This is a genomic window from Variovorax sp. V213, assembly GCF_041154455.1.
GTDB lineage: Bacteria > Pseudomonadota > Gammaproteobacteria > Burkholderiales > Burkholderiaceae_C > Variovorax.
The window spans coordinates 3,459,602-3,485,205 of sequence record NZ_AP028664.1 but is presented as its reverse complement, the minus strand read 5'-3'; the positions used below and the strand labels follow the sequence as shown (position 1 = coordinate 3,485,205).

Sequence of the window (25,604 nt, the reverse complement as noted above, 5' to 3'; positions counted from 1 at the left end):
AGAGAGAAATGAAAATTCCGTTTGCTTGGCGGGCCGTCCAAGAGTACTGTACAAATAATCAGTATTGGAGCGAAAAAAGGATCTGCCATGCCCACTGCTCACATCCCCCTCCACGCCATCAAGGGCCGCGGCGCGGCCACGCGGCTGGCGCACCGTTTCTCGCGCGACGAGCGCAATGCCTTCGACGACGGCTGGGGCACGCTCGAAGAAGGCGCGGCCGAAGCCGAAGAGCTGCCGCCGCTCGCGACCGAAGTGCGGTTCGAGGACGTGAAGTCGGTGCTCAATGAAAACGACTCGCCCGACATTTCGTTCGACCGGTCGCTGAACCCGTACCGCGGCTGCGAGCACGGCTGCATTTATTGCTTTGCCCGGCCCACGCACAGCTATCTGAATCTCTCGCCGGGGCTTGACTTCGAAACCAAGCTCATCGCCAAGCGCAACATCGTGGAGGTGCTGCGCACCGAACTCGGCCGCAGGAGCTACAGGCCCAGCCACGTCGCCATCGGCACGGCCACCGACTGCTACCAACCGATCGAACGCGAGCTGCGGCTCACCCGTTCGGTGATCGAGCTGCTGAAGGAAACGCGCCATCCATTTGCGCTGGTCACCAAATCGAGCGCGGTGGAGCGCGACCTCGACCTGATCGCGCCCATGGCCGCCGAGCACCTGGCCGCCGTGTACATCACCGTGACCACGCTCGACGGCGAGCTGGCCCGCAAGCTGGAGCCGCGCGCCGCGGCGCCGCATCGGCGGCTGCGCACCATACGCACCCTGGCAGAGGCAGGCGTGCCGGTGGGCGTGAGCGTGGCGCCGCAGATTCCCTTCGTCAACGAAGACATGGAGCAGGTGCTCGAAGCCGCATGGGAGGCCGGTGCGCGCAGTGCCTTCTACACCGTCATCCGCCTGCCCTGGGAGGTGGCGCCGCTCTTCAAGGAATGGCTCGAGCTGCACTATCCGCAGCGCGCGGACCGCATCATGGCGCGCATCCACGAGATGCGCGGCGGCAAGGACTACGACGCCGACTTTGCCACGCGCATGAAGGGCTCCGGGCTCTGGGCCGACCTGATCCGCCAGCGCTTCGAGAAGGCGGCGAACCGCATCGGCTTCAACCGCGAGCGCATTGCGCTCGACCTCAGCGCGTTCCGGCCACCTGGCGCAGCGGGGCAGGGCAACCTGTTCTAGGGCCGGTCGATGCCGATGCCGTTCGCCACCGGAACTCCCTGCTTCCGGCGGATAAAGTTTTGCATCATGAAGAAGTCGATTTGGAAGTAGATTCAAGTTCGGCCGATGCACGGGGAATGCCCCGTGGTTGCGCCAAAAAAGGTATCTATGAACGGGGTATGGCTGGTCGTGATGGGGGTTTCGGGCTGCGGCAAATCGAGCCTGGGGGCTGCGCTGGCGGTCGGATTCGGGCTGCCGCTGATCGAGGGCGACGACTACCACCCGCCGGCCAACGTCGAGAAGATGAGCCGGGGCATCGCGCTGACCGATGCGGACCGCGCCGGCTGGCTCGCGACGCTGGGGCATACGTTGGCCGATGCGTCGCAGGGCGCGGTGCTGACCTGTTCGGCGCTCAAGCGCAGCTACCGGGACCAGCTGCGCGCGGGCGTGCCGGGACTGCGCTTCGTGTTCATGGAGATCGAGCGCGCCGAGGCCGAGCGCCGCGTGGCCGCGCGGGCCGGCGCGGGCGAGCACATGTTTCCGGCGAGCCTGGTCGCCAACCAGTTCGCGACGCTCGAATCACCCGTCGGCGAGCCGGGCGTGCTCGCGGTCGATGCGACCGCGCCGTTGGGCCAGTTGGTCGCGCAGGTGAAGGCGTGGCTGCCGCCGGGCTGATCTGCAATGCGGCCCGGCGTCAGCCAATGACTTCAGGCCAATCGGTGTGGAAGAACTGGCCTTCGGGCTTGTCGGTGCGCTCGTACGTGTGGGCACCGAAGAAGTCGCGCTGCGCTTGCAGCAGGTTCGCCGGCAGGCGCTCGGTGCGGTAGCTGTCGTAGTAGGCGAGCGAGGCGCTGAACGCCGGCACCGGAATGCCGTTGCCGACCGCCAGCGCCACCACTTCGCGCCAGTTCTGCTGCGTGCGGTTGAGCAGGTCCTTGAAGAAGGGGTCGAGCATGAGGTTGCCGAGGGCCGGATCGGTGCGGTAGGCGTCGGTGATGCGGTTCAGGAAGCGCGCGCGGATGATGCAGCCGCCGCGCCAGATGGCCGCGATGCGGCCGAGATCGAGCTTCCACTCCTTCTTCTCGCCCATGGTCTGGATGAGGTCGAAGCCCTGCGTGTAGCTGATGACCTTCGACGCATAGAGCGCGTCGTGCACCTTGGCCACCAGCGCCTTCTTGTCGAGCGACAGTTCGATCTTCGGCCCCTGCAGCACCTTGCTTGCCGCCACGCGCGCTTTTTTCTGCGACGACAGCACGCGCGCCTCGACCGCGGCGTTGATGGTGCTGATGACCACCGCGTTCTCGGCCGCATTGAGGAGCGTCCACTGTCCCGTGCCCTTCTGGCCAGCCTTGTCGAGGATGAGGTCGACGATCGGCCGGCCCGTTTCCGGGTCTTTCTGCTCCAGCGCCTTGGCGGTGATCTGGATCAGGTAGCTCTGCAGCTCGCCCTCGTTCCATTCGTTGAAGATGGCGGCCATCTCGTCGGTGGTGAAGCCGGCCGCCTTGAACAGGCTGTAGGCCTCGCAGATCAGCTGCATGTCGCCGTACTCGATGCCGTTGTGCACCATCTTCACGTAGTGGCCTGCGCCGCCGGGGCCGATGTGGATCACGCAGGGCTCGCCGTCCACCTTGGCCGCAATGCTCTCGAAAATCGGCTTCATCACTTCCCAGGTGGAAAGCGGTCCGCCCGGCATGATCGATGGACCCTTGCGCGCGCCTTCTTCGCCGCCCGAGACGCCCGCGCCGATGAAGCGCAGGCCCTTGGCTTGGAGGTAGGCGTCGCGGCGTTCGGTGTCGGTGTAGAGGCTGTTGCCGCCGTCGATGACGATGTCGTCCTTGTCGAGCAGGGGAATCAGCTGCTCGATGACCTGGTCGACCGGTGCGCCGGCCTTCACCATGATCTGGATCTTGCGCGGCCTGGCGAGGCTCTGCACAAACTCCTCGAGCGTCCTGGCGCCCACCAGCTTCTTGCCGGGGTTGGCGGCCACGAAGGCTTCGGTGGTGGCTTCGGTGCGGTTGTACACGCTGACCTGGAAGCCGCGGCTTTCCACGTTCAGCACCAGGTTCTGGCCCATCACGGCCAGGCCGATCAATCCGAAATCGCTTTTGTCGTTGCTCATGGCCCTTCTTTCGTCTGCGGTAAATGTGATGGGGATTGTGCCGGGGGTGCCCCGGGGCTGCCATCGAAGGGCGTCTATACCCGCTTGGCAAGCGCGCGCGGCTTGGGTATGTTGGCGCGATGAACGGAAATGCCTCGCCCGCGATCGCCGCTCCCGTGATCCACACCTGGTCCACCGACGCCGTGCCGCCGCCGCAGCGGCTGGACTACTGGATCGGCGCCGTCTGCGAAGGCTTTCTCGAAATGGACGTGACCAGTCCCCTTGCCGGCAGCTTCGGCGCCACGCTCGAATCCGCGCCGCTCGGCGCCATTGGGGTGAACCGGGTGCGCGGCAGTGCGCAGGATGTGTACCGCACGCCCAGGGCCATTGCCCACAGCCGGAGCAACTACTACTACCTGCTGTGCAAGACCGATTCGCCCTGGGTCGCCGTGCAGGACAACCGCTCGGCGCGCATGCTGCCGGGCGACCTGGTGTTGGTCGACTCCCGGCGCTGCTACGAATTGCATCTGCTCCAGTCCGCCGACACGCTGTCGCTCGAACTGCCCACCGCATGGGTCGAGTCGTGGCTTCCGGATGCAGGCGACCAGGTGGCGCGGCGCATCGACGGGCAATCGGGCTGGGGCTGTGTGCTGAGCGGCTTTGCCCAGCAGCTTTCGCCGCAGGGCGCGTTGAAGCCGCCGCTGCCTGCGGCATTGCTGACCGACCATCTCGGGGGGCTGCTCGCGCTCGCCGCTGGCACCGCGGCCGATGCGGGTGGGCCGGCCGCGAGCGAAGGCGCCCGTGCGGCGCTGCGCCGCCGCGTGCTCGACGCCACGCGCGAACGGCATGCCGAACCAGGCCTGACGGCTGCCAGCGTGGCGCGCGGACTGGGCATCTCGGAGCGCAGCCTGCACCGCAGCCTGGGCGACGGGGCGACCACCTTCGCGGCCGCGCTGACCGGCTTTCGCATGCAGGTGGCGCGGCGCATGCTCGGCGACCCTCGCTTCGATCGGCTGGGCATCGCGGAAATCGGTTTTCGTGTCGGGTTTACCGACGCATCGCATTTCGTTCGCCAATGCCGCCGGCATCTCGGGCTGACTCCTGGCACCTTACGCCGCCAGCGCTGAGAAAGGCGGGGCGCACGGCGGGCGTCAATCGGCCACGAGGCTGGCAGACAGCGGCCATTCGCGCCGCATCGTGTTTCCTAAAGTCGTCTTTATTCAACGACGACGAAGAAGGAGATACGCATGTCCGACACCTATGTTCTGATCCATGGCGCCTGGCACACCGGCGGCGAGATGGAGGCCGTGGCAGCCGGCCTGCGCGCGACCGGCCACGTGGTGCATTGCCCCACGCTCGCGGGCAACCGGGCGGGCGACGATCGGTCGCGCATCGGCCTCGATGAAGCGATCGACTCGGCCGTCCGCTTCATCGAAGAGAACGAACTGGCCGAGGTTCGCCTGGTGGGCCACAGCTACGGCGGCATGGTGATTTCGGGCGTGGCGGACCGCATCGCGCAGCGGCTCAGGCGCCTGGTCTACGTCAACGCCTTCGTACCGCTCGATGGCGAATCGCTCAACGACATGGCGCCGCCGCACTACGTCGCGATGTTCGACGCCGTGGCCGCGGCCAACGGCAATGCGGTGAGCCTGCCGTTCGAAGTCTGGCGCGAGGCTTTCATCAACGACGCCGACCTGCCGCTGGCGCAGGCCAGCTACGAGCGGCTGAACCCGCATCCCTACCGCACCTTCACCGACACGATCCGGCTGCGTGAGCCGCTGGCGGCATTGCAGCTCGGCAAGTCTTATGTCAACTGCCAGCAGGACACGGCCATGCCGCACAGCCTGCCGTGGCATCCGCGCCTGTCGGAGCGGCTCGGGCTCTTCAGACTGGTGGAGTGCCCCGGCAGCCACGAGATGTTCTTCTCGAACCCGAAGCGGCTCGCGCAGGCGATCCTGGAGGCGGGGCGGGATTAGGAGCTGGCTCAGCCGGCGAAGAGCGCATCGAAAACGCGGATCGACGCATAGGCGTCGTTGGCCGCATAGCGGATCTGCGCTTCCGTCAGTTGCCTGTTGGCCCAGTTCGAGGTGGTGGCCTTGCGCGACTTGACGAAGCGCCGGTTGAACACCAGCGCCACGGCCGCCTTCACGCCCACCGACTTGCGGTAGCCGCGGCGGCGGAACTCGCTGTCGATGTCGAACACCGCCTTGGGTTCGATGTTGAGGCGGTTGCGGATCAGCGTGAGGTCGGTCGAAAGGCCGAAGCCGACCTTCCTGAGCTCGGTGGAAGCAATCAGCATGGCCACCACCGGATTGCATTCGGTGCGGTGCAACTGAAAGAGCCAGGCGGTTTCGCGCGTGGAGAACTGCACCACGTGCGGGCCGCCGGACACTTCGTTCTTTGCGAAGGTGGGCTTCGATTCGGTGTCGAAGCCGGCAACACCGGCGGCCAGCAGCGCAGCGGCGGCGCGCTCGGCCTCGGCCAGCGTGGAAACGACCACGATGTCTTTCAGTCCCAGGCCTTCGAAGGCTTCGAGCAGCGCGATCTGCTCGCGCTCGGGAAGGGGCGGCAAAGCGAGTGTGTCGTCGCTCAAGGGGAGGCTGCTTTCTTTGTCTTCACTGGGGCTTTCTTTGCGGTTTTCTTTTTGGGCGGCTGGCCCGAACGCAGGGCCGCCTCGTAGGCGCGGCGGCCCCAGAGCGCGGCTTCTTCGCGGTCTTCGAAAAGATCGGCGGGCGCTTGCCGGTACGACATCGGCATCGCCTTGCCGTTGCGCTCGTAGGTGAAGGGCGGCAGGTTCTGCTTGTCGAAATGCTCGGCGCTGGTGGCGTCCGACTTGAGGTAGAGCGTGTCCTTGAGGACGATCGCGATCATCCGTCCCTCGTGAAAGATGCCGTGGCCTCCGAACATGCGGCGCGCCTCGATGCGGCCGAAGCGCTCGAAAATCTCGTGCAGGCTTTCGACGAATTCACTCATCGCGGACCCGGCTCATGCGGTGATCTCGATGCGGTTGCCGTCCGGGTCGAGCACCACGCTTTCGTAGTAGCCGTCGCCGGTGCGGCGAGGCCCGTCGAGCAGCGGGTAGCCGTCGGCCTTCAGGCGCTGCGTGAGCGCGTCCACCGCCGCATCGGAACCCACGCTGATGGCCAGGTGTGTCCAGCCCATGCGCTGCGCGCCGGGTTCGGCGGGCACGGGGGAGAGCGTGCGGGTGGTCATGGCTTCGATCCGGGCACCGTCGCCCAGGCTGAGGAAGCAGGAGGCAAAGCCCTTGGCCGGATTGACATAGCCCGCGCCGGCCGTGGCGCCGAAGTAGTCGATGTAGAAGCGCTTGCAGCGTTCGAGGTCGGTGGTCCAGAGAGCGATGTGATCGATGCGCATGGGGAAACAGAAGGCAAGAGCGCTCAGCCGATACGCCGCGACTGTCGTGTCGGGCTCGATGGATACCAATGGTAGGCGACCCGTTCGCGTCCGCTGGAGGGGTGCCGGTCGACAGCGCCGCGCACCAGGCCGTAGCGTTCGTAGAAGCGCTGCGCCGCGGTGTTGCTGGTGGCCACGTGCAGTTTCCAGCCGAACGGCATGCGCACGCCGGCTTCGTCGAGCAGCGCCTGCCCGAGACCCTGGTTGCGCAGATGGGGTTCGACAAAGAGCTGTGCCACGTATTCGCGGCGCGCCAGCAGCACCATGAAAGCGAGGACCTGGCCCTCGCGCTCGGCCAGCACCACGTCGGCCGGCGGCACGAATTCGGTTTGCACGCGCCGCAGCCAGTGTGTGATGGGCTCGATGACGGTGGCCCGGCGGTTGGCCGCGATCCAGGCCCGGCGCCAGATGCCGGCGAGCACCAGGTTCTCTTCGGCGGCGCCGTCGCGGGAGCGCAAATGGAAGGCAGGAATCTGTGCTGCGGACATGCGCTCCATGATACGGCGCCCGTACCCCGAGGTCGATCAGCCGTTCAGCGTCTGTGCGTGGTGCGCGACGTGGTCCGCCATGAAAGTCTGGATGAAGTAGTAGCCGTGGTCGTAGCCCGCATGCCGGCGCAGCGTGACTGGCTGGCTGGCGGCAAAGCAGGCGGCCTCGAAGGCCTCCGGGTAGAGCTGCTCGGCAAGGAATTTGTCGGAGAGGCCCTGGTCGATCAGGATGCCCTGGGGGTAGGGCGCGGCGATCTGCGATTTCATCAGTGCGCTGGCGTCGTGCGCAAGCCACTGCGCCCGGTCGCCGCCCGGCCCGCCCAGGTAGCCGCTGAACGCCTTTTCGCCCCAGGGGCATTGCGTGGGCGCGCAGATGGGGGCAAACGCCGACAGCGACTTGAAGCGCCCGGGGTGCCGCAGCGCGAGCGTGAGCGCGCCGTGGCCGCCCATCGAATGGCCGCAGATGCCCAGGCGCTGGTCGTCGATGGCGAAGTGCCGCGCAACGAAGGGCAGCAGCTCGTGCACGATCCAGCTTTCCATGCGCCAGTGGGCGGACCAGGGCGCCTCGGTAGCGTCCAGGTAGAAACCTGCGCCAATGCCGAAATCCCAGTTGGCGGTGGCGCCAGGCAGGCTTTCGACGGCGCTCCCGCGCGGGCTGGTGTCGGGTGCGATCAGCGCCAGGCCCAGGCTGGCGGCCATGCGCTGCGCGCCGGCTTTCACTGCGAAGGTTTCCTCATTGCAGGTCAGCCCCGCCAGGTAGAGCAGGGCCGGTACGCGCTCGTTCGCGGCTTGCGGCGGCAGGTAGACCGAGAAGCGCATCGGCAGGCCGATTTCGTGCGAGGCGTGCTCGTGGAAGCTCTGCACGCCGCCGAAGGCATGGTGCTCGGAAAGGGTCTTGAGAAAGTCGGTCATCGGGCAGTGTTGTTGTGGCGTGCGGGCACGAGTTCGAGCACGGCGTCGGCAAAGATGCGCGGCGCCTCCTGGGGCATGTTGTGGCCGACGCCGGGCACCAGGCGGTGCGAGCGCGGCCCGCTGAAGCGGTGTGCATGGGCCGAGGCGTCGGCGGGCGGGCGCACCCCGTCGTCAATGCCGTCGAAGGTGATGCTGGGCACGGCGATCGCCGGTTGCGCGGCCAGGCGGCGCTCGATGTAGGCGTAGGCCGGGTCGCCCGCAACGAGCCCGAAGCGATGCCGGTACGAGTGGATCACCACGTCGACGAAGTCGGGATTGTCGAAGGCGGCGGCGCTGCGCTCGAACGTGGCGTCGTCGAACTTCCACGTGGGCGACCAGAGCTGCCACAGCAGACGGGTGAGCGCCTTGCGGTCCTTCGCCAGCCCGGCGCGGCCGCGCTCGCTGTGAAAGTAATACTGGTACCAGAGGCTGTGCTCGTTCGCGGGCGTGTCGGGCGCCATCGCCTTCGCGATGTCCTGGATGTTGTAGCTGTTGAACGAGACCAGTCCCGCGCAGCGCTCGGGCCACAGTGCCGCCACCACGCAGGCGGCGCGCCCGCCCCAGTCGTAGCCCGCGAGCACCGCGCGCGGAATGGCGAGGGCATCGAGCAGCGCGAGCAGGTCGGCGCCGAGGGCCGCCTGTTCGCCGGAGCGCGGCGTGGCGTCGCTCAGGAAGCGCGTGGCGCCGTAGCCCCGCAGGTAGGGCACGATGACGCGGCAGCCCTGGCCGGCGAGCATTGGCGCCACTTCGGCGTAGGTGTGGATGTCGTAGGGAAAGCCGTGCATCAGCAGCACGGGCGGGCCGTCCGCCGGGCCGGCTTCGAAGTACGCAACTTCCAGAACGCCCGCTTCGATCTTGCGCAAGGGTTCCATGCGGTTCATGGCGGGCGTTCTCTTCAGGGGGTCAGTACAGAACCACGCCGCGGATGGATTCGCCGCGCTTCATGAGGTCGAAGCCCTTGTTGATGTCTTCGAGCGGCATGGTGTGCGTGATCAGGTCGTCGATGTTGATCTTGCCTTCCATGTACCAGTCGACGATCTTGGGCACGTCGGTGCGGCCGCGCGCGCCGCCGAAGGCCGAGCCTTCCCACTTGCGGCCGGTGACCAGCTGGAACGGACGCGTGCTGATCTCGGCACCCGCCTCGGCCACGCCGATGATGATGCTGCGGCCCCAGCCCTTGTGCGTGCATTCGAGCGCCTGGCGCATCACCTTGGTGTTGCCGATGCACTCGAAGCTGTAGTCGGCGCCGCCGTCGGTCAGCTGCACGATGGCATCGACCACGTTCTCGGTGTCCTTCGGGTTGATGAAGTGCGTCATGCCGAACTTGCGCGCCATGGCCTCGCGCTCGGGGTTCAGGTCGACGCCGATGATCTTGTCGGCGCCCACCATCCTGGCGCCCTGGATCACGTTCAGGCCGATGCCGCCGAGGCCGAACACCACCACGTTGGCGCCGGCTTCCACCTTGGCGGTGAAGATCACGGCGCCGATGCCCGTGGTGACGCCGCAGCCGATGTAGCAGACCTTGTCGAACGGCGCGTCCTCGCGGATCTTGGCCAGCGAAATTTCAGGGGCGACCGTGTAATTGCTGAAGGTCGACGTCCCCATGTAGTGAAAGATCGGCTTGCCGTCCAGGCTGAAGCGGCTGGTGGCATCGGGCATCAGGCCCTTGCCCTGCGTGCCGCGGATCAGCTGGCACAGGTTGGTCTTGCGCGACAGGCAGAACTTGCACTGGCGGCATTCGGGCGTATAGAGCGGAATGACGTGGTCGCCCTTCTTGAGCGTGGTGACGCCGGGGCCCACGTCGACGACGATGCCCGCGCCTTCATGGCCGAGGATGGCGGGAAAGATGCCTTCGGGGTCGGCGCCCGAGAGCGTGTAGTAGTCGGTGTGGCAGATGCCGGTGGCCTTGATCTCGACCAGCACCTCGCCGAACTTCGGGCCCTCGAGGTCGACGGTTTCGATGGTGAGGGGGTCTCCGGATTTCCAGGCGACGGCAGCTTTGGTTTTCATGGGGCTTCAGGGCAAAGAGGGGATGAGACAGGCAAGGATACCCAGACCGCGTTCAGGCTGGACCCGCAGCAAAGATACCCGACATTCCGATGAACCCGGGCAGGTGGCGAAAGTCCCAGACCCAGCTTCGCAACGCCGGATATTCGTCCAGGGATATTCCACCTTCGCCGGCCAGCGCCACGTACGGGAAGCAGGCCAGGTCGGCCACGGTGGCGTGCGGCCCGGCCAGCCACTGGAGCCTGTCGCTCGCGCGCTCGGCCAGGTGGTCGTCGAGCATGCGAAAGACCACATGCGCGCCGCGCCGGCAGGCCTCGATGTCGAAATGCTCGTAGCCGAAAACATCGTGCAGCCGCGCCGCCGACGCGGTGCGGGTGATTTCGTCGGCGGTGGCGAACCACATCGCGATCTGGCCGCGCAACTGCGGGTCGCCCGGGTACCAGTGGCCATGGGTGTCGTGCTGGCTCGCGAGATAGACGAGGATGGCCTGCGCGTCGCGCAGCACGAAACCATCGTCGTCGATCACCGGAAGCTGCCCGAGCGGGTTGACCTGCGCCAGGAAGGCGGCCGACTTGTGCTCGCGGCCGGGATGGAAGTCGACCGGCACGCTCTGGTAGTCCACGCCGAGCCAGGCGAGCATCTGCCGCACCTTGAAGCAGTTGCCCGACAGCGCGTAGTCGTAGAGCCGGATCATGCGGCCTGCCTCACGCCGAAGCGCATCCCGCGCTCGCGCAGCCAGCGCCGGTAGGTGACGGACGATGTGTCGCCGCGTGTCGGCGTTTCGGCGCGGCCTTCGAGCGGCATGCGCTTGAAGGCGTGGTTCTCGAGGATCGGCTTGTCCTGCCCGAAGATCGTGTGCTGGAACGCGATGAGTTCGGCATCTGTCGACGTGTCGTCGTAGCAGGCAAGAAGCGTGTGGGCGATCACGTGCTCATCGTCCAGCGGTTGCAGGAACAGGCCGATGGCATCGAGCTTGCCGGCGCGGTGGCTCGACTTGTAGAGCATGGCGGTGAGCGGCTGCATCACCCGGTACTTGTAGAGCACCTCGCTGCCACTGTCGTGGGCCGCCGAGGCGCGCGGCTGCCAGAAGCGGCAATCGGTGGCCCAGATTTCTCCAGTGCCGGGTTCGATGCGCACCTGGTACGTGGCCACCTCGGTGTGCGGCACCTTGCCCAGCACGTCGGCGTGCACGAAGGGAAAGTGCGCCATGTCCAGAAAGTTCTCGATCACGCGCAGCCCCGACACGGCCACGCCGATGGCGCCGCAATCGACGATGCGGCGCCCGGCTTCGCCGTATTCCGGAAAGTCGAACAACGGCCGCGCGGGCGTGCCGCCGGGGCAGACCCAAAGATAACCATGGCGCGACTGGACGGCCAGCGCCTGCGAGCCCAGCCGGCATTGCGGCGTGCCGGCCGCATCACCCCAGAGCTGCAGCGTTTCGCCGAGCAGGCGTGCTGCGCGGGGCCTTGCTTCAGAGGTGCCGGCCAGCGCGGTGGCGGGGCCGGCGACCAGCCAGTCATCGAGCATGTTGGGGTCGTCGGTGATGAAGGACATGGGACTTTTTCTTTCGCTCAGGCGGCCGGCTGCCGTGCCTCGATCTCACCGCGCAGGCCGCGTGCGGCGACGTGCAGCGCCTTCATTGCTTCGGTGCCGGGCGCTGCATCGGTCCAGAGGTGGATGAAGGCCAACCCCGCTTGGGCATCGAGCACCAGCGCCGCGGTCGCGATATGGCCGAGCGCGCCGTGCAAGGCGGGCGATGCCGCATCCGGCATGAAACCCCGCGCGTCGAGCGCATTGCGCACACTGGCCGAATCGGCGCGCACGCTGAGCGTGCGACAGAACGACCAACCCGGGGGAACGGCATCGTCCCGCGGCGGAGGCGGCGGCTCCTCGGCTGCGAGATGGACCCACAGCATGCCGGCCGCATCGACCGCGCTGAACACCTTCGCGCAGACATTGCGCGGCGGTTGCATGTCGGGGTGCGCAGGAATGCGGGTGCACTGGCCGCTGCCCGCGGCGTACTGCCAGCCGTGGTAGGCGCAGGAGAGGCGGTCTTTCATCACGTGCCCCAGCGTGAAGCGCACGCTGCGGTGCGGGCAGCGGTTTTCCCATGCCTGCGGTGCGCCGTCGGCTGACCGCCAGAGCGCGAGCTCCTGGCCCTTTGCAAAGCCGGCGACGATGTTGGCGCCGGGGCGCAGCTCGGCCGAGCGAGCCACCGGGTGCCAGGTTGAAATGCTGCTGTCTGCGCTCATGATCGCGTTACCTTATCGCAAGTCATTGCGATGGCGCTCGCCGATAATGGCGGCTCGCTCCGACCGCCATCATCATGAAGAAAATACTCGTCCTCAACGGCCCCAATCTCAACCTGCTCGGCACGCGCGAGCCAGAGCAATACGGACGCGACACGCTGGCCGACGTCGAGCGCCTGTGCGCGGAGGCGGGTGCAAAGCACGGTGTCGAGATCGAATGCCGCCAGTCGAACCACGAAGGCATCCTGATCGACTGGATCCATGAAGCCGGACGCGAGGTGGCCGCAGGCAACATGCTCGGGGTGGTGATGAACCCGGGTGCCTACACCCACACCTCGATTGCGCTGCACGACGCCATCAAGGGCGCGAGCGTGCCGTTGATCGAGCTGCACATCTCGAACGTGCACGCGCGCGAGGAGTTTCGCCACCGCTCGTACATTTCGCCGGCGGCGCGCGGCATCATCGTGGGCCTGGGCGTGAAGGGCTACGCACTGGCCATTGCGGCCCTGGTGCCCTGAGCCTGCGGGTCAGTCAAACTGCTTTGGAGCCGCGGCCTTCCAACTGCGGCTGATATGTCCCTGGGCGTCGACGCTCTCCAGATGCACGTCGAAGCCCCACAGCCGCGCGACGTGCTTGAGCACTTCTTCCGCATCGTCGTGCAACGGCAGGTTGTTGCGCTGGGTGTGGCGCAGCGTCAGGGCGCGGTCGCCGCGCATGTTGACGTTCCACACCTGGATGTCGGGCTCCCTGCTGCCGATATCGTATTGGCGTGACAGCGATTCGCGCAGCACGTGATAGCCGCTGTCGTCGTGAATGGCGGACACCTCGAGCTCGGGTTCGCTCTGGTGGTCGCGGATCGCGAACAGCCTGAAATCACGCATGGTCTTCGGGCTCAGGAACTGGCCCACAAAACTCTCGTCCTTGAAGTTGCGCATGGCATAGTCGAGCGTCTTGACCCAGTCGGTGCCCGCGAAATCGGGAAACCAGCGGCGGTCTTCCTCAGTCGGGTTCTGGCAGATGCGCCGCAGCTCGGTGAACATCGAGAAGCCCAGCGCATAGGGGTTGATGCCGCTGTAGGCGCGATGCCCGACGGGCGGCTGAAAGATCACTCCGGTGTGCGAGCTGAGCCATTCCATCATGAAGCCGTCGGCAAGCTGGCCGCGGTCGTACATGGTGTTCAGCAGGGTGTAGTGCCAGAAGGTGGCCCAGCCCTCGTTCATGACCTGCGTCTGGCGCTGCGGATAGAAATACTGCGCGATCTTGCGCACGATGCGCACCACCTCGCGCTGCCACGGCTCCAGCAGCGCGGCATTCTTCTCGATGAAATAGAGCAGGTTCTCCTGCGGTTCCGACGGAAAGCGGCGGGACGGGTCTGACTCCGCGGCCTGCTCGCTCTTGCGCGGCAGCGTGCGCCAGAGATCGTTGACCTGCTGCTGCATGTAGCGCTCGCGCTCCGCGCGCTGCGCGCCTTCTCGCGCCAGCGAGCGCTTCTGCGGACGGCGATAGCGGTCGACGCCGTAGTTCATGAGCGCATGGCAGGAGTCGAGCAACTGCTCCACCGCGTCGAGTCCGTGGCGCTCCTCGCACTCGGCAATGTAGTGCCGCGCATAGACGAGGTAGTCGATGATCGAGGATGCGTCGGTCCACATCCGGAACAGGTAGTTGCCCTTGAAGAAGCTGTTGTGGCCGTAGGCCGCATGCGCGATCACCAGGGCCTGCATGGCCATGGTGTTTTCTTCCATCAGGTAGGCAATGCACGGGTCGGAGTTGATGACGATCTCGTAGGCCAGCCCCATGTGGCCGCGGCGATAGTTCTTCTCGGTGGTGATGAACTGCTTGCCGTACGACCAGTGGCGGTAGATCATGGGCATGCCAACGCTGGCATAGGCGTCCATCATCTGCTCGGCGGTAATCACCTCGAGCTGGTTCGGATACACATCGAGACCGAAGCCCCTGGCCGTTTTCGCGATCTCGGTGTGGTAGGTCTCGATGAGGTCGAAAGTCCAGTCGGAAGGGCTGGGCAGGCGCTCCAGGCGTTCCAGGGGAGGGTGCTCGGAAGTCATGCGGGCACTCCTTCCTTCTTGAAGAGGTCGCGGAACACGGGGTAGATATCCCGTGCGTCCGACACCTTGCGCATCGCGAAGTTGGGCTGTGTGCCTTCGAGCTGCGCGTACTCCTGCCACAGGTTCTGCTCGGTTTCCGCGACCTGCACGTAGGCGTAGTAGCGCACCACGGGCAGGATGCTGTCCACCAGCAGTTCGCGGCATCGGCCGCTGTCCTGGTGCCAGTTGTCGCCGTCGCTGGCTTGCGCGCCGTAGACGTTCCATTCGCCGCTCGGGTAGCGCGCCTTGATGATCTCGTCCATGAGCACCAGCGCGCTCGACACCACGGTGCCGCCGGTTTCCGTGGCGTGGAAGAACTCTTCCTCGGTCACTTCCTGCGCCTGCGTGTGGTGTCGCAGGAACACGAGGTCGATCCTCTCGTAGTGCCGCGTGAGGAACATGTACAGCAGCATGAAGAAGCGCTTGGCCATGTCCTTGCGCGCCTCGTCCATCGATCCCGACACGTCCATGAGACAGAACATCACGGCCTTGGCGCTGGGCACGGGTGTCTTCACGCGGTTGCGGTAGCGCAGGTCGATGGGGTCGATATAGGGCACATGCCGCATGGTGCGGCGCAACTCTTCGATCTGCTCTTCGGTTTCCCGGATTTCGTTCGCGACCAGGGCCTGGGTGGCCTGCGGGTGCGCCCTCAGGTGCAGCAGATGGGCTTCGAGGCGCTTCAGTTCCTTGCGCGGCTCGCCGCCGAGTGCAATGCGCCGTGCCAGGGCGCCGCGCATCGAGCGCACCACATGCAGGTTGTTGGGCGAACCGTCGCTCGTGAAGCCCGCCCGATGGCTCTTCCATTCGGGCACCTCGGCGATTTGCGTGCGAATGAGGTGCGGCAGTGCGAGGTCATCGAAGAAGACGCGCATGAATTCTTCGCGCGTGAGGCGGAACACGAAGTCGTCTTCGCCTTCGCCGCCATCCCCGGCCTCGCCGCTGCCCGAGCCGCCGCCGGCCTGGCCTTCGGGCCGCGCGATGCGATCGCCTTTCAGGTACTCCTGGTTGCCCGGATGCACGTACTCCCGATCGCCCCCGCGCGCATGCCCGAACACCGGTTCGGACACATCGTGGCGGGGCAGGGTCACGTCTTCGCCTTGCTCCAGTTCGCGGATGTTGCGGCCGCTGACGGCGCGCCGCACCGCTTCCTGGATCTGTCCCTTGTAGCGCCGGAGAAAGCGCTCACGGTTGCCAATGGACTTGTTCTTGCCCGATAGCCGGCGGTCGATGATCTGCTGCAGGATGGCCACGATGGTGTCTAAGCTCCTTGCAAAAAGAGGACGATTGAGGCGTCGTCGTTATGAACTCTTGCGCACCCGCAGGTACCACTCGCAGAGCAGGCGAACCTGCTTGGCCGTATAGCCTTTCTCGACCATGCGGGTCACGAAGTCCTCGTGCTTCTTCTGCTCGTCGGCGCTGCTCTTGGTGTTGAAGCTGATCACCGGAAGGAGTTCCTCGGTGTTGGAGAACATCTTCTTCTCGATCACCGCGCGCAGCTTCTCGTAGCTGGTCCAGGCGGGGTTGCGGCCGGCGTTGCCGGCGCGCGCGCGCAGCACGAAGTTGACGATCTCGTTGCGGAAGTCCTTTGGATTGCCGATGCCTGCAGGCCGCTCGATCTTCTCGAGTTCGGCGTTGAGCGAGGCGCGGTCGAACACTTCGCCTGTGTCCACGTCGCGGAACTCCTGGTCCTGGATCCAGTAGTCGGCGTAGGTCACGTAGCGATCGAAGATGTTCTGGCCGTATTCGCTGTAGCTCTCGAGGTAGGCGGTCTGGATCTCCTTGCCGATGAACTCGGCATAGCGCGGCGCCAGCAGCTCCTTGATGTAGCTGATGTACTTCTGCTCGGTTTCCGGCGGGAACTGCTCGCGCTCGATCTGTTGCTCGAGCACATACATCAGGTGCACCGGGTTGGCCGCCACCTCGGAGCTGTCGAAGTTGAACACCTTCGAGATGATCTTGAAGGCAAAGCGCGTGGACACGCCGCTCATGCCTTCGTCCACCCCGGCGTAGTCGCGGTATTCCTGGATCGACTTGGCCTTCGGGTCGGTGTCCTTCAGGTTCTCGCCGTCGTACACCTGCATCTTGCTGTAGATGCTGGAGTTCTCCGGCTCCTTCAGGCGCGTGAGCACCGAGAGCTGGGCCATCATGCGCATCGTTCCGGGCGCGCATGGCGCCTTGGAGAGCGAAGAGTTGCGCACCAGCTTCTCGTAGATCTTGATTTCTTCCGAGGCGCGCAGGCAGTAGGGCACCTTGACGATGTAGATCCGGTCGAGGAAAGCCTCGTTGTTCTTGTTGTTGCGGAAGGCCTTCCATTCGCTCTCGTTGCTGTGTGCCAGCACGATGCCGTCGAACGGAATGGCACCGAAGCCCTCGGTGCCCTTGAAGTTGCCTTCCTGCGTGGCCGTGAGCAGGGGGTGCAGCACCTTGATGGGTGCCTTGAACATTTCCACGAACTCCAGCAGGCCCTGGTTGGCCAGGCACAGGCCACCCGAATAGGCGTAGGCGTCGGGATCGTCCTGGGCATAGGTTTCGAGCTTGCGGATGTCGATCTTGCCGACCAGCGAAGAAATGTCCTGGTTGTTCTCGTCGCCCGGTTCGGTCTTGGCGACCGCGATCTGCCGCAGCACGGACGGATAGCGCTTGACGACCTTGAACTGGCGGATGTCGCCGCCGTACTCCTCGAGCCGCTTGACGGCCCAGGGCGAAAGAATGCGGTTGAGGTAGCGACGGGGGATGCCGTACTCCTTCTCGAGGATCTCGCCATCCTCGGCGGCGTCGAACAGGCCCAGCGGCGTTTCGTTGACCGGCGAACCCTGGATCGCATAGAACGGCACGTGCTCCATGAGCTGCTTCAGGCGCTCGGCGATCGAACTCTTGCCGCCGCCTACGGGACCGAGCAGGTAGAGGATCTGCTTCTTCTCCTCGAGCCCCTGGGCGGCATGCCTGAAGTACGACACCACCTGCTCGATGGCGTCCTCCATGCCGTAGAACTCCTTGAACGCCGGATAGATCTTGATGACCTTGTTCGCGAAGATTCGCGAAAGCCGGGAGTCGTTGCGCGTGTCGACCAGCTCGGGTTCGCCGATGGCCTTGAGCATCCGCTCGGAAGCAGTGGCATACGCTGTGGGATCGCGTTTGCAAATATCCAGGTAGTCCTGCAGCGACAGGACCTCCTCGCGGGTGCGCTCGTAACGGGCGGCAAAGTTGCTGATCACATCCATGGTCACGCCTCCATCAGGTCTGCGGGTTTATCGGCCCCGAAGGCCTGCAGCCCAACGCGTCGCAACTTTTTAAAGGTGTGCCCGCCCATGGCTGCAAGCCGTGGAAAACTCCCTTAATCACATCTTCACAAACAGCATAAAGCAAAGAGTGCACCCGGAAAATTCTTTGTTAAATCAGAACCACAGTGCCGAGTAAAGTTCCTGAGAAAAACCCGCACCATTTGGCAATTCCAGCTAAATTTCAGGGTTCGGCAATCGAACTTCGCGCGACCCCTCCGCCCAGTGAAAATACCTATGGCGATCGGCATATGCAGTCATTGCATCTTTTCCGGCGAAAGCACCTCCTAAAGAGCATCGAGCGGCTCAAAGCTGTTACACACCAATAACGCGCCGCATGCTGTTTGGGTTTATTGCTCAATCGAAAAAAATATAAAAGCAATCCCCGCGCCATCTTTTGATGGGCATGTCGCGCATGTGAGCGTGGGAAAGCGCGCCAAGGCGCGGTCAGCGTGATTCTGAGGAGGATGCGTCATGGTGCGCAGCACCGAACAAGGTCGGCAGGCACCGTTCGCGTGCGCGAAGGCGTGCAGCGCCGAAGCCGCGCCCTGAGGCCGCTCCTAACTGCTTGAAAAACCTGGGGAATCGGAGCCCGGCCGCTGATGGGCGCCGGGTGGAGCGAAGCAGCAGGGCGCAGCGAAGTGCGCCTGCCGCATTCGGGTGCGTCTTCTCAGCTGAAGAATTCCTTGGCCTTGTCGAACCATCCCTTGTCGGTCGGGCTGTGCTTGTCGCCGCCCTTCTTGAGGGAGTCGTCGAGCTCCTTCAGCAGCTTGCGCTGGTGCTCGGTGAGCTTGACCGGCGTTTCGACGCGCACATGGCAGTACAGGTCGCCCGGATAGCTCGAGCGCACGCCCTTGATGCCCTTGCCGCGCAGGCGGAACTGTTTGCCGCTCTGGGTGCCGTCGGGAATGTCGATGGCCGCGGCACCCTTGAGCGTGGGCACGCTGATCTCGCCGCCCAGCGCTGCCGTGGTCATGCTCACGGGCACCACGCAATGCAGGTCGTCGCCGTCGCGCTCGAACAGCTCGTGCTTCTTGAGGCGGATCTCGATGTACAGGTCGCCGGGCGGCCCGCCATTGGTGCCCGGTTCGCCGTTGCCGGTGCTGCGAATGCGCATACCGTCGTCGATGCCGGCCGGGATCTTGACTTCGAGCGTCTTGTTGTTCTTGATCTTTCCCTGGCCATGGCACACCGCGCAGGGCTCGGGAATGATCTTGCCGCTGCCGTGGCAGGTAGGGCAGGTTTGTTGCACGCTGAAAAACCCCTGGCGCATCTGCACTGCGCCAGCACCGTGACAGGTTGTGCAGGTAATGGGCTTGGTGCCCGGCTTGGCGCCGGAGCCGTGGCAGGTGCCGCAGTCGTCCCAGCTCGGGATGCGGATCTGCGCTTCCTTGCCGTCGGCCGCTTCTTCCAGCGTGACTTCCATGGCATAGCTCAGGTCGCTGCCGCGGAACACCTGGCGGCCACCGCTGGTGCGGCCGCGTCCGCCGCCGAACACGTCGCCGAAGATGTCGCCAAAGGCCTCGGCAAAGCCGCCGAAGCCGTCGGCGCCGGGGCCGCCGCGCATGTTCGGGTCGACACCGGCGTGGCCGTACTGGTCGTAGGCTGCGCGCTTCTGTCCGTCGGACAGCATTTCGTAGGCTTCCTTGACCTCCTTGAACTTGGCCTCGGCGTCCTTGCTGGTGTCGCCGTGGTTGCGGTCCGGGTGGTGCTTCATCGCAAGCTTGCGATAAGCCTTCTTGATTTCCTCCTCGCTCGCGTTCTTGGGAACGCCGAGGGTCTCGTAGTAGTCGCGTTTTGTGGCCATGGCTGATTCGGTCGGGGCGGGCGGGAAGCCGTAACTTGAAGCGAGAAAGGCTGGACCACCCGATCAGGTGATCCAGCCTTGTTCAAAGGGCTGAAGCTCAGCCTTTCTTGACTTCCTTGACTTCGGCGTCGACCACGTTGTCATCGGCCGGGGCGCTTGCAGCTTCCGGGCCAGCAGTGGCGCCCGGGCCGCCAGCGGCGCCTGCCGCGGCCTGCGCATCCGCATACATCTTTTCGCCGAGCTTCTGGCTCGCGGTCATCAGCGTGTTGGTCTTTTCCTCAATCGAGGCCTTGTCCTCGCCTTTGAGGGCTTCTTCCAGGTCCTTGATCGCGGCTTCGATCTTTTCCTTCTCGCCGGCGTCCAGGCTCGCGCCGTGCTCGCCGAGCGACTTCTTCACGCTGTGCACCATGGCTTCGCCCTGGTTGCGGGCCTGCACGATCTCGAGCTTCTTCTTGTCGTCGGCCGCGTTGAGTTCGGCGTCCTTCACCATCTTCTGGATCTCGTCCTCCGAGAGGCCCGAGTTGGCCTTGATGGTGATCTTGTTTTCCTTGCCGGTGCCCTTGTCCTTGGCGCCCACGTGCAGGATGCCGTTGGCGTCGATGTCGAAGCTCACCTCGATCTGAGGCGTGCCGCGCGATGCCGGCGGAATGCCCTCGAGGTTGAACTCGCCGAGCAGCTTGTTGCCCGAGGCAATGTCGCGTTCGCCCTGGAACACCTTGATGGTCACGGCCGGCTGGTTGTCTTCGGCCGTGGAGAAGGTCTGCGCGAACTTCGTCGGGATCGTGGTGTTCTTCGTGATCATCTTGGTCATCACGCCGCCCATGGTCTCGATGCCCAGCGACAGCGGGGTTACGTCGAGCAGCAGCACGTCCTTGCGGTCGCCCGAGAGCACCTGGCCCTGGATGGCGGCGCCGACGGCCACGGCTTCGTCCGGGTTCACGTCCTTGCGCGGCTCCTTGCCGAAGAAGGCCTTCACCTTTTCCTGCACCTTGGGCATGCGGGTCATGCCGCCGACCAGGATCACGTCGTTGATGTCGGACACGCTGATGCCGGCGTCCTTGATGGCCAGGCGGCAGGGCGCAATGGTGCGCTCGACCAGCTCGTCGACCAGGCTTTCGAGCTTGGCGCGCGTGAGCTTGATGTTCAGGTGCTTCGGACCCGAGGCATCGGCCGTGATGTAGGGCAGGTTGATGTCGGTCTGGGCGCTGTTCGACAGCTCGATCTTGGCCTTTTCGGCGGCTTCCTTCAGGCGCTGCAGCGCGAGCACGTCCTTGCTCAGGTCGACGCCTTGCTCTTTCTTGAACTCGGCAATGATGTAGTCGATGATGCGCTGGTCGAAGTCTTCGCCGCCCAGGAAGGTGTCGCCGTTGGTCGACAGCACTTCGAACTGCTTCTCGCCGTCGACGTCTGCAATTTCGATGATCGAGATGTCGAAGGTACCGCCGCCGAGGTCATACACGGCAATCTTGCGGTCGGCCTTGTCCTGTTTGTCGAGGCCGAAGGCCAGGGCTGCAGCGGTGGGCTCGTTGATGATGCGCTTGACGTCCAGGCCCGCGATACGGCCGGCGTCCTTGGTGGCCTGGCGCTGGGCGTCGTTGAAGTAGGCCGGCACCGTGATCACGGCTTCGGTCACGGGCTCGCCGAGATAGTCTTCGGCGGTCTTCTTCATCTTGCGCAGGATGTCAGCGCTGACCTGCTGCGGAGCGATCTTCTTGCCGCGCACTTCCACCCATGCGTCGCCGTTGTCGGCCTTCGCGATGGTGTAGGGCATCAGGTCGATGTCCTTCTGGACTTCTTTTTCTTCGAACTTGCGGCCGATCAGGCGCTTGATCGCGTACAGCGTGTTCTTCGGGTTGGTGACCGCCTGGCGCTTGGCCGAGGCACCGACCAGCACTTCGCCGTCTTCCTGGTAAGCCACGATCGATGGCGTGGTGCGCGCACCTTCCGAGTTCTCGATCACACGCGTGGTGTTGCCTTCCATGATCGACACGCACGAGTTGGTGGTGCCGAGGTCGATGCCGATGATCTTTGCCATGTTCTTTACTCCTGAAAGCCTGAAAAATGTGTTGTTATGAACTTGTGGATAACCCGGTGCGATTCAAGGTATGAAGCGGGGATTTCCTGTGGGAATCGTGTGTGTGGCCCGGCAGGGGCCGATTACTTCGGCGCGCTGACCGTGACCAGCGCCGGGCGCAGCACGCGGTCGTTGATGGTGTAGCCCTTCTGGAGCACGCTCACCACGGTGTTGGGTTCCTGCTCGGGAGCGGGCACCACCGAGATGGCCTGGTGCTGGTGCGGGTCGAACTTGCTGCCGGGGGCGGGCGCCACCTCGATCACCTTGTTGCGCTCGAGTGCGCTCTTCAGCTGGCGCAGCGTGGCCTCGGCGCCTTCGCGGATCTGCTCCGGGGTGGCGTCCTTGATGGCCAGGCCGGCTTCGAGGCTGTCCGTCACGGGCAGCAGGCTCTCGGCAAAGGCCTCGACCGCGAACTTGCGGGCCTTGGTGATCTCGTCGTCGGCGCGGCGGCGGGCGTTCTGGACGTCGGCCTGGGCGCGCAGGTATTGATCGGCCAGTTCGGCGTTCTTGGTCTGCAGGGCGGCAAGCTCGCCTTGGGCCACGGCCAGGGCGTCTTGCGCCTCGGCTTCGTTGGCAGCCTGCGCGGCCTCCAGTTCTTCGGGGCTTGGCTCGCCTTGCAGCATTTGCGAATTCTGAGCGGATTGTTGCGGGTCAGACATTTTTCAAAGAACCGGCGTGTGCCGGGAAACAAACGATAGCCAGCCACTTGGGGCTGGTCAGGGGCTTTTCAAGCGAAAAAATGCGGCTCCAAGAGCCGCAACGGGAACAAAAGCGCTGGATTTCTTCCAGGAACACCGCGGAACCGGCTTTGCCGGGCCGCAGGTGTGGCCCCCGGTCAGGGGGAGGCTAGCGGCGCAGCCCTGGGGGGCGAGCCTTCAATGCGCGTCGAGCAGCTCGACGTCGAACTTCAGGGTGGCGTTCGGGGGGATCACACCGCCGGCGCCGCGTGCGCCATAGCCGAGCGATGCGGGAATGATCAGCGTGCGCTTGCCGCCGATCTTCATGCCGGCAACGCCTTCATCCCAGCCCTTGATGACCTGGCCCGCGCCCAGCGAGAAAGCGAACGGGTCGTTGCGGTCGCGGCTCGAATCGAACTTGGCGCCTTGCACGCCGTCGTTGTAGAGCCAGCCGGTGTAGTGCACGTGCACGTGCTGGCCGGCTTTGGCTTCAGCGCCGTCGCCCACGGTGGTGTCTTCGTATTGCAGTCCGGAGGGGGTGGTAGGCATGTCGAACGCTCCTTGCGTCAATGGAATGAATGTGAATGGATAAGCAGAGACCGAAGGCGCGAAGTTTACCGACGCCCCGGAGCTCGCCGGCCAGCCCGCTCAATTGCCAGTGTCAGGAGGCGGGCTGGAGGGCGGCACCGAAGGAGAGGAAGAAGGCGGCGCCGTCGGCGAAGAGGACGGTGCCGAGGGGGCGGAAGACGACGAGAGAGACGGTGGCGGCGAAGAAGAAGGGGGCGCAGTCGCGGCAGTCGCGGGCGCCGCGGCCTTCTTGATCTGCCCCAGCTGCCACTTGCCCGCGAAGGCCTGCAGGTCCGACAGCCGCTTGAGCAGGTCTTGCCCGCTCACGGTCAGGCTGTAGCCGTCGCCGCCATGGCTGACGAGGCCCGCCTCGCGCAATTCCTTGATGCGGGTGTTGAGCGTGTTGGGGGTGATGCCGCCGACGCTGTCCTGCAACAGGCGAAAGGTCTGGGCGTGGCCGTCGCGCAAGGCCCAGAGCACTCTCATGGCGTAGCGGGCCTCGAGAAGTGCGAGCAGCTGGCTGACGGCTGCGTTTTCCTTGGTACTCATCGACATCATCTCCTCGGGGCTGGTCGGACATCGGTCCTGGGGGGCAGGACCGTTGCCTCGTTCTTGTGGCTTGTAGCCTGCTATGGCGCTCGTTGGCCGGCGACTATAGCGCAAGGATCATGATGCTACTAGTTTTATAGCTACGGGTGCATGCTGCACGCGGCCCCTGAGACAAAGCTTCACAAATTTGCGAAATTTGCCATGGCTTCACCCAGCCGGACCGCACGGGTGGGCGACCATTCCGGATTGAAAGCCAGCGCGGGCGGCGGGAACAGCATGACCACGGTGGACCCGAGCAGGAAACGGCCCATCTCCTCGCCCTGCTTGAGCACGATCTGCTGGTCGCCGTAATGCCACTCGCGCAGCTCGCCGCCGCGAGGTGGATTGACCACGCCGTGCCACACGGTTTCCATGCTGCCGACGATGGTGGCGCCCACCAGCACGAGCACGAAAGGCCCGCGCGCCGATTCGAAGACGCAGACCACGCGCTCGTTGCGCGCGAACAGGCCTGGCACGCCGCGCGCAGTGGCCGGATTGACCGAGAACAGGTCGCCGGGCACGTAGATCATGCGCAGCAGCCGCCCGTCGCAGGGCATGTGAATGCGGTGGTAGTCCCTCGGGCTCAGGTACAGCGTTGCGAAGCTGCCGTGGGCGAACTGGCTCGCAAGCGCCGCATCGCCCCCGACCAGCGCGGTGGTCGTGTAGTTGTGGCCCTTGGCCTGGAAGATCTGGTGGCCTTCGATGGCGCCGAACTGGCTGATCGCGCCATCCACCGGACACACGAGATCGGCCTTTGCGAGAGGCCGGGCACCGGGCTTGAGCGCACGCGTGAAGAACTGGTTGAAGCTCTTGTAGTAGTTGATGTCGGATTCGAGCGCTTCGCCCATGTCGACGCCGTACTTGGCCACGAAGCGCCGGATGATCCACGTGGTGACGGCGCCGCGCTCCTTGCCTGCGACCCAGCCGGCGAAGTTCGTCAGGGCCTGCTTCGGGAACAGGTATTGGTGCAGTACGGCTGAGCGGTCGGACACGTGTGAAAGGCGTGGAGTGCCTGGAATGCGAATCGGAGGGGCATTCTATAAAGGGCTCCGCGCGCCGGGCCTAGGAAGCTTCCCTTGTATGCGGGGGCCCCTCGTTCGTACGCGGCGCCCCTTGCAGGCACGTCGCCCGGCGTCAGTCCGCCTTGATGCCGGCCGCCTTGATCACCTGGGCCCACTTCTCGACTTCGGACTTCTGGAAGGCCGCGATCCTGGCCGTGGTCAGGTCGGCGGGCTCCATGCCGAAGCCCTTGAGCTTGTCCTGCATCTCGGGCGTTGCAAGAATCTTGCGAATCTCGGCATGCAGCCGGTCGACGACGGGCGCCGGCGTGCCGGCGGGCACGAAGATCGCCTGCCACGACAGCACTTCGAAGTCCTGCAGCCCCGGCAAGCCGGACTCCGCAACGGTCGGCACGTCGGGCATCGAAGCCAGGCGCTTGGCCGAGGTCACTGCAATGGCGCGCAGCTTGCCGCTCTGCACGTGCGGGCCCGCCACCACGGTGGTGTCGAACATCATGTCGACCTGGCCGCCGATCACGTCCTGGATGGCCGGACCGCTGCCCTTGTAGGGAATGTGCGTGAACTTCACGCCCGACTTGAACGCCAGCAGTTCGAGCGACAGGTGCTGCGACGTGCCCGTGCCGGCCGATGCCGACGACAGCCCGCCCGACTTGGTCTTGCTGGCTTCCAGCACGTCCTTCAGTGTCTTGTAGGGGCTGGCCTGGTTCACCACCAGCACCAGGGGGTTGGTGCCGATCAGCGTCACTGGCGCAAACGACTTCTGCGGGTCGTAGCCGAGCTTCGGGTACAGGCTCACGTTGATGGCGTGCGAGCTGATGGTGCCGCCGACGAGCGTGAAGCCATCGGGCGCGGCGCGCGCGCCGATCTCGGAGCCCACGCTGCCGCCGGCGCCGCCCTTGTTGTCGACGATCACGCTGGTGCCCAGCACCGTTCCGAGCTTCTGGCCGATCAGGCGGGCCAGCACGTCGGTCGTGCCGCCCGCGGGAAAGGGCACGAGGTAGGTGATGGCCTTGCCCGTGGGCCAGGTGTTGGGGCCCTGCGCGAAAGCGGGCAGGCTTGCGGCGAGGGAAGAGGCGAGGGCCGTGCGAATCAGTGTGCGGCGTTGCATTGCGAAATCTCCTTTG

Annotated in this window: 26 protein-coding genes; 5 read left to right on the top strand and 21 right to left on the bottom strand. The window is 65.2% G+C overall.

Translation table 11 applies throughout. The features are described 5' to 3' along the window. Positions 1 to 87: 87 nt before the first annotated feature. Complete coding sequence (locus tag ACAM55_RS16590) at positions 88 to 1,182, top strand: PA0069 family radical SAM protein (RefSeq protein ID WP_369652599.1); 1,095 nt, start codon at positions 88 to 90, stop codon at positions 1,180 to 1,182. A 147-nt stretch (positions 1,183 to 1,329) separates the two neighbouring features. Then, positions 1,330 to 1,836 carry a gluconokinase gene (locus tag ACAM55_RS16585; protein ID WP_369652598.1) on the top strand — a complete coding sequence of 169 codons (507 nt, stop codon included), beginning with the start codon at positions 1,330 to 1,332 and terminating at the stop codon, positions 1,834 to 1,836. A 19-nt stretch (positions 1,837 to 1,855) separates the two neighbouring features. Here ACAM55_RS16585 and gnd read toward each other — a convergent pair whose 3' ends face one another. Continuing rightward, complete coding sequence (gnd, locus tag ACAM55_RS16580; RefSeq protein WP_369652597.1) at positions 1,856 to 3,280, bottom strand: decarboxylating NADP(+)-dependent phosphogluconate dehydrogenase; 1,425 nt, start codon at positions 3,278 to 3,280, stop codon at positions 1,856 to 1,858. Between the two features lie 119 nt (positions 3,281 to 3,399). Between gnd and ACAM55_RS16575 the strand changes: the two genes are divergently transcribed. Together ACAM55_RS16575 and ACAM55_RS16570 are read left to right on the top strand one after the other, a co-directional pair. Further along, positions 3,400 to 4,386, top strand: coding sequence for a helix-turn-helix domain-containing protein (locus ACAM55_RS16575; RefSeq protein WP_369652596.1), 987 nt, complete (start codon positions 3,400 to 3,402; stop codon positions 4,384 to 4,386). Between the two features lie 120 nt (positions 4,387 to 4,506). Next, positions 4,507 to 5,235: an alpha/beta fold hydrolase gene (locus ACAM55_RS16570; RefSeq protein ID WP_369652595.1), complete on the top strand. Its 729-nt coding sequence runs from the start codon at positions 4,507 to 4,509 to the stop codon at positions 5,233 to 5,235. A gap of 8 nt (positions 5,236 to 5,243) precedes the next feature. On the opposite strand, the gene ACAM55_RS16565 is transcribed toward ACAM55_RS16570, so the two are convergent. The 10 genes from ACAM55_RS16565 to ACAM55_RS16520 are packed head-to-tail and all read right to left on the bottom strand — an operon-like array spanning position 5,244 to position 12,371. Beyond that, positions 5,244 to 5,852, bottom strand: a complete 609-nt coding sequence (locus ACAM55_RS16565) for a 3'-5' exonuclease (RefSeq protein ID WP_369652594.1) — start codon at positions 5,850 to 5,852, stop codon at positions 5,244 to 5,246. Further along, positions 5,849 to 6,232: a TfoX/Sxy family protein gene (locus tag ACAM55_RS16560; RefSeq protein WP_369652593.1), complete on the bottom strand. Its 384-nt coding sequence runs from the start codon at positions 6,230 to 6,232 to the stop codon at positions 5,849 to 5,851. Before ACAM55_RS16560 ends, ACAM55_RS16565 begins: the two co-directional genes overlap by 4 nt. Before the next feature lie 12 nt (positions 6,233 to 6,244). Further along, the gene (locus ACAM55_RS16555) at positions 6,245 to 6,634 is read right to left on the bottom strand and encodes a VOC family protein (protein ID WP_369652592.1); all 390 of its coding nucleotides are present in this window, start codon (positions 6,632 to 6,634) and stop codon (positions 6,245 to 6,247) included. A 23-nt stretch (positions 6,635 to 6,657) separates the two neighbouring features. Then, a complete protein-coding gene (locus tag ACAM55_RS16550) occupies positions 6,658 to 7,161 on the bottom strand; it encodes a GNAT family N-acetyltransferase (protein WP_369652591.1) in 504 nt (167 codons plus the stop codon). A 36-nt stretch (positions 7,162 to 7,197) separates the two neighbouring features. Next, the gene (gene fghA / locus ACAM55_RS16545) at positions 7,198 to 8,073 is read right to left on the bottom strand and encodes an S-formylglutathione hydrolase (protein ID WP_369652590.1); all 876 of its coding nucleotides are present in this window, start codon (positions 8,071 to 8,073) and stop codon (positions 7,198 to 7,200) included. Continuing rightward, entirely contained in the window at positions 8,070 to 8,993 is a 924-nt protein-coding gene (locus ACAM55_RS16540; protein ID WP_369652589.1) for an alpha/beta fold hydrolase, read from the bottom strand. The genes fghA and ACAM55_RS16540 overlap by 4 nt, the downstream gene beginning before the upstream one ends. Positions 8,994 to 9,015: 22 nt before the next feature. After that, a complete protein-coding gene (locus ACAM55_RS16535; protein WP_369652588.1) occupies positions 9,016 to 10,122 on the bottom strand; it encodes an S-(hydroxymethyl)glutathione dehydrogenase/class III alcohol dehydrogenase in 1,107 nt (368 codons plus the stop codon). Between the two features lie 52 nt (positions 10,123 to 10,174). Next, positions 10,175 to 10,813 (bottom strand): glutathione S-transferase family protein, encoded by a 639-nt coding sequence (locus ACAM55_RS16530; RefSeq protein ID WP_369652587.1) that lies wholly within the window; start codon positions 10,811 to 10,813, stop codon positions 10,175 to 10,177. Further along, on the bottom strand, positions 10,810 to 11,673 hold the full coding sequence (locus ACAM55_RS16525; RefSeq protein WP_369652586.1) for an aromatic ring-hydroxylating dioxygenase subunit alpha: 864 nt from the start codon (positions 11,671 to 11,673) through the stop codon (positions 10,810 to 10,812). The genes ACAM55_RS16530 and ACAM55_RS16525 overlap by 4 nt, the downstream gene beginning before the upstream one ends. 17 nt (positions 11,674 to 11,690) lie before the next feature. Then, positions 11,691 to 12,371 (bottom strand): Rieske 2Fe-2S domain-containing protein, encoded by a 681-nt coding sequence (locus ACAM55_RS16520; protein WP_369652585.1) that lies wholly within the window; start codon positions 12,369 to 12,371, stop codon positions 11,691 to 11,693. 74 nt (positions 12,372 to 12,445) lie between these two features. On the opposite strand from ACAM55_RS16520, the gene aroQ reads away from it, so the two are divergent. Next, a complete protein-coding gene (gene aroQ / locus ACAM55_RS16515) occupies positions 12,446 to 12,886 on the top strand; it encodes a type II 3-dehydroquinate dehydratase (protein ID WP_369652584.1) in 441 nt (146 codons plus the stop codon). A 9-nt stretch (positions 12,887 to 12,895) separates the two neighbouring features. Here aroQ and ACAM55_RS16510 read toward each other — a convergent pair whose 3' ends face one another. The 10 genes from ACAM55_RS16510 to ACAM55_RS16465 all read right to left on the bottom strand — a co-directional run bounded on the left by ACAM55_RS16510 (position 12,896) and on the right by ACAM55_RS16465 (position 25,588). Continuing rightward, on the bottom strand, positions 12,896 to 14,431 hold the full coding sequence (locus ACAM55_RS16510; RefSeq protein ID WP_369652583.1) for a SpoVR family protein: 1,536 nt from the start codon (positions 14,429 to 14,431) through the stop codon (positions 12,896 to 12,898). Beyond that, positions 14,428 to 15,720, bottom strand: a complete 1,293-nt coding sequence (locus ACAM55_RS16505; protein ID WP_369652582.1) for a YeaH/YhbH family protein — start codon at positions 15,718 to 15,720, stop codon at positions 14,428 to 14,430. Before ACAM55_RS16505 ends, ACAM55_RS16510 begins: the two co-directional genes overlap by 4 nt. A gap of 48 nt (positions 15,721 to 15,768) precedes the next feature. Next, positions 15,769 to 17,691: a PrkA family serine protein kinase gene (locus ACAM55_RS16500; protein WP_369652581.1), complete on the bottom strand. Its 1,923-nt coding sequence runs from the start codon at positions 17,689 to 17,691 to the stop codon at positions 15,769 to 15,771. 727 nt (positions 17,692 to 18,418) lie between these two features. Beyond that, entirely contained in the window at positions 18,419 to 19,555 is a 1,137-nt protein-coding gene (dnaJ, locus tag ACAM55_RS16495) for a molecular chaperone DnaJ (RefSeq protein ID WP_369652580.1), read from the bottom strand. A 97-nt stretch (positions 19,556 to 19,652) separates the two neighbouring features. Further along, a complete protein-coding gene (gene dnaK, locus ACAM55_RS16490) occupies positions 19,653 to 21,590 on the bottom strand; it encodes a molecular chaperone DnaK (RefSeq protein WP_369652579.1) in 1,938 nt (645 codons plus the stop codon). Between the two features lie 122 nt (positions 21,591 to 21,712). Then, positions 21,713 to 22,252: a nucleotide exchange factor GrpE gene (gene grpE, locus ACAM55_RS16485; protein WP_369652578.1), complete on the bottom strand. Its 540-nt coding sequence runs from the start codon at positions 22,250 to 22,252 to the stop codon at positions 21,713 to 21,715. 252 nt (positions 22,253 to 22,504) lie between these two features. Beyond that, positions 22,505 to 22,855 carry an FKBP-type peptidyl-prolyl cis-trans isomerase gene (locus ACAM55_RS16480; protein ID WP_012746856.1) on the bottom strand — a complete coding sequence of 117 codons (351 nt, stop codon included), beginning with the start codon at positions 22,853 to 22,855 and terminating at the stop codon, positions 22,505 to 22,507. 99 nt (positions 22,856 to 22,954) lie between these two features. Beyond that, on the bottom strand, positions 22,955 to 23,422 hold the full coding sequence (locus ACAM55_RS16475; protein WP_369652577.1) for a winged helix-turn-helix transcriptional regulator: 468 nt from the start codon (positions 23,420 to 23,422) through the stop codon (positions 22,955 to 22,957). Between the two features lie 179 nt (positions 23,423 to 23,601). Then, positions 23,602 to 24,453 carry an archaetidylserine decarboxylase gene (asd, locus tag ACAM55_RS16470; protein WP_369652576.1) on the bottom strand — a complete coding sequence of 284 codons (852 nt, stop codon included), beginning with the start codon at positions 24,451 to 24,453 and terminating at the stop codon, positions 23,602 to 23,604. A 142-nt stretch (positions 24,454 to 24,595) separates the two neighbouring features. Further along, positions 24,596 to 25,588 (bottom strand): Bug family tripartite tricarboxylate transporter substrate binding protein, encoded by a 993-nt coding sequence (locus tag ACAM55_RS16465; RefSeq protein WP_369652575.1) that lies wholly within the window; start codon positions 25,586 to 25,588, stop codon positions 24,596 to 24,598. Positions 25,589 to 25,604: the final 16 nt, after the last annotated feature.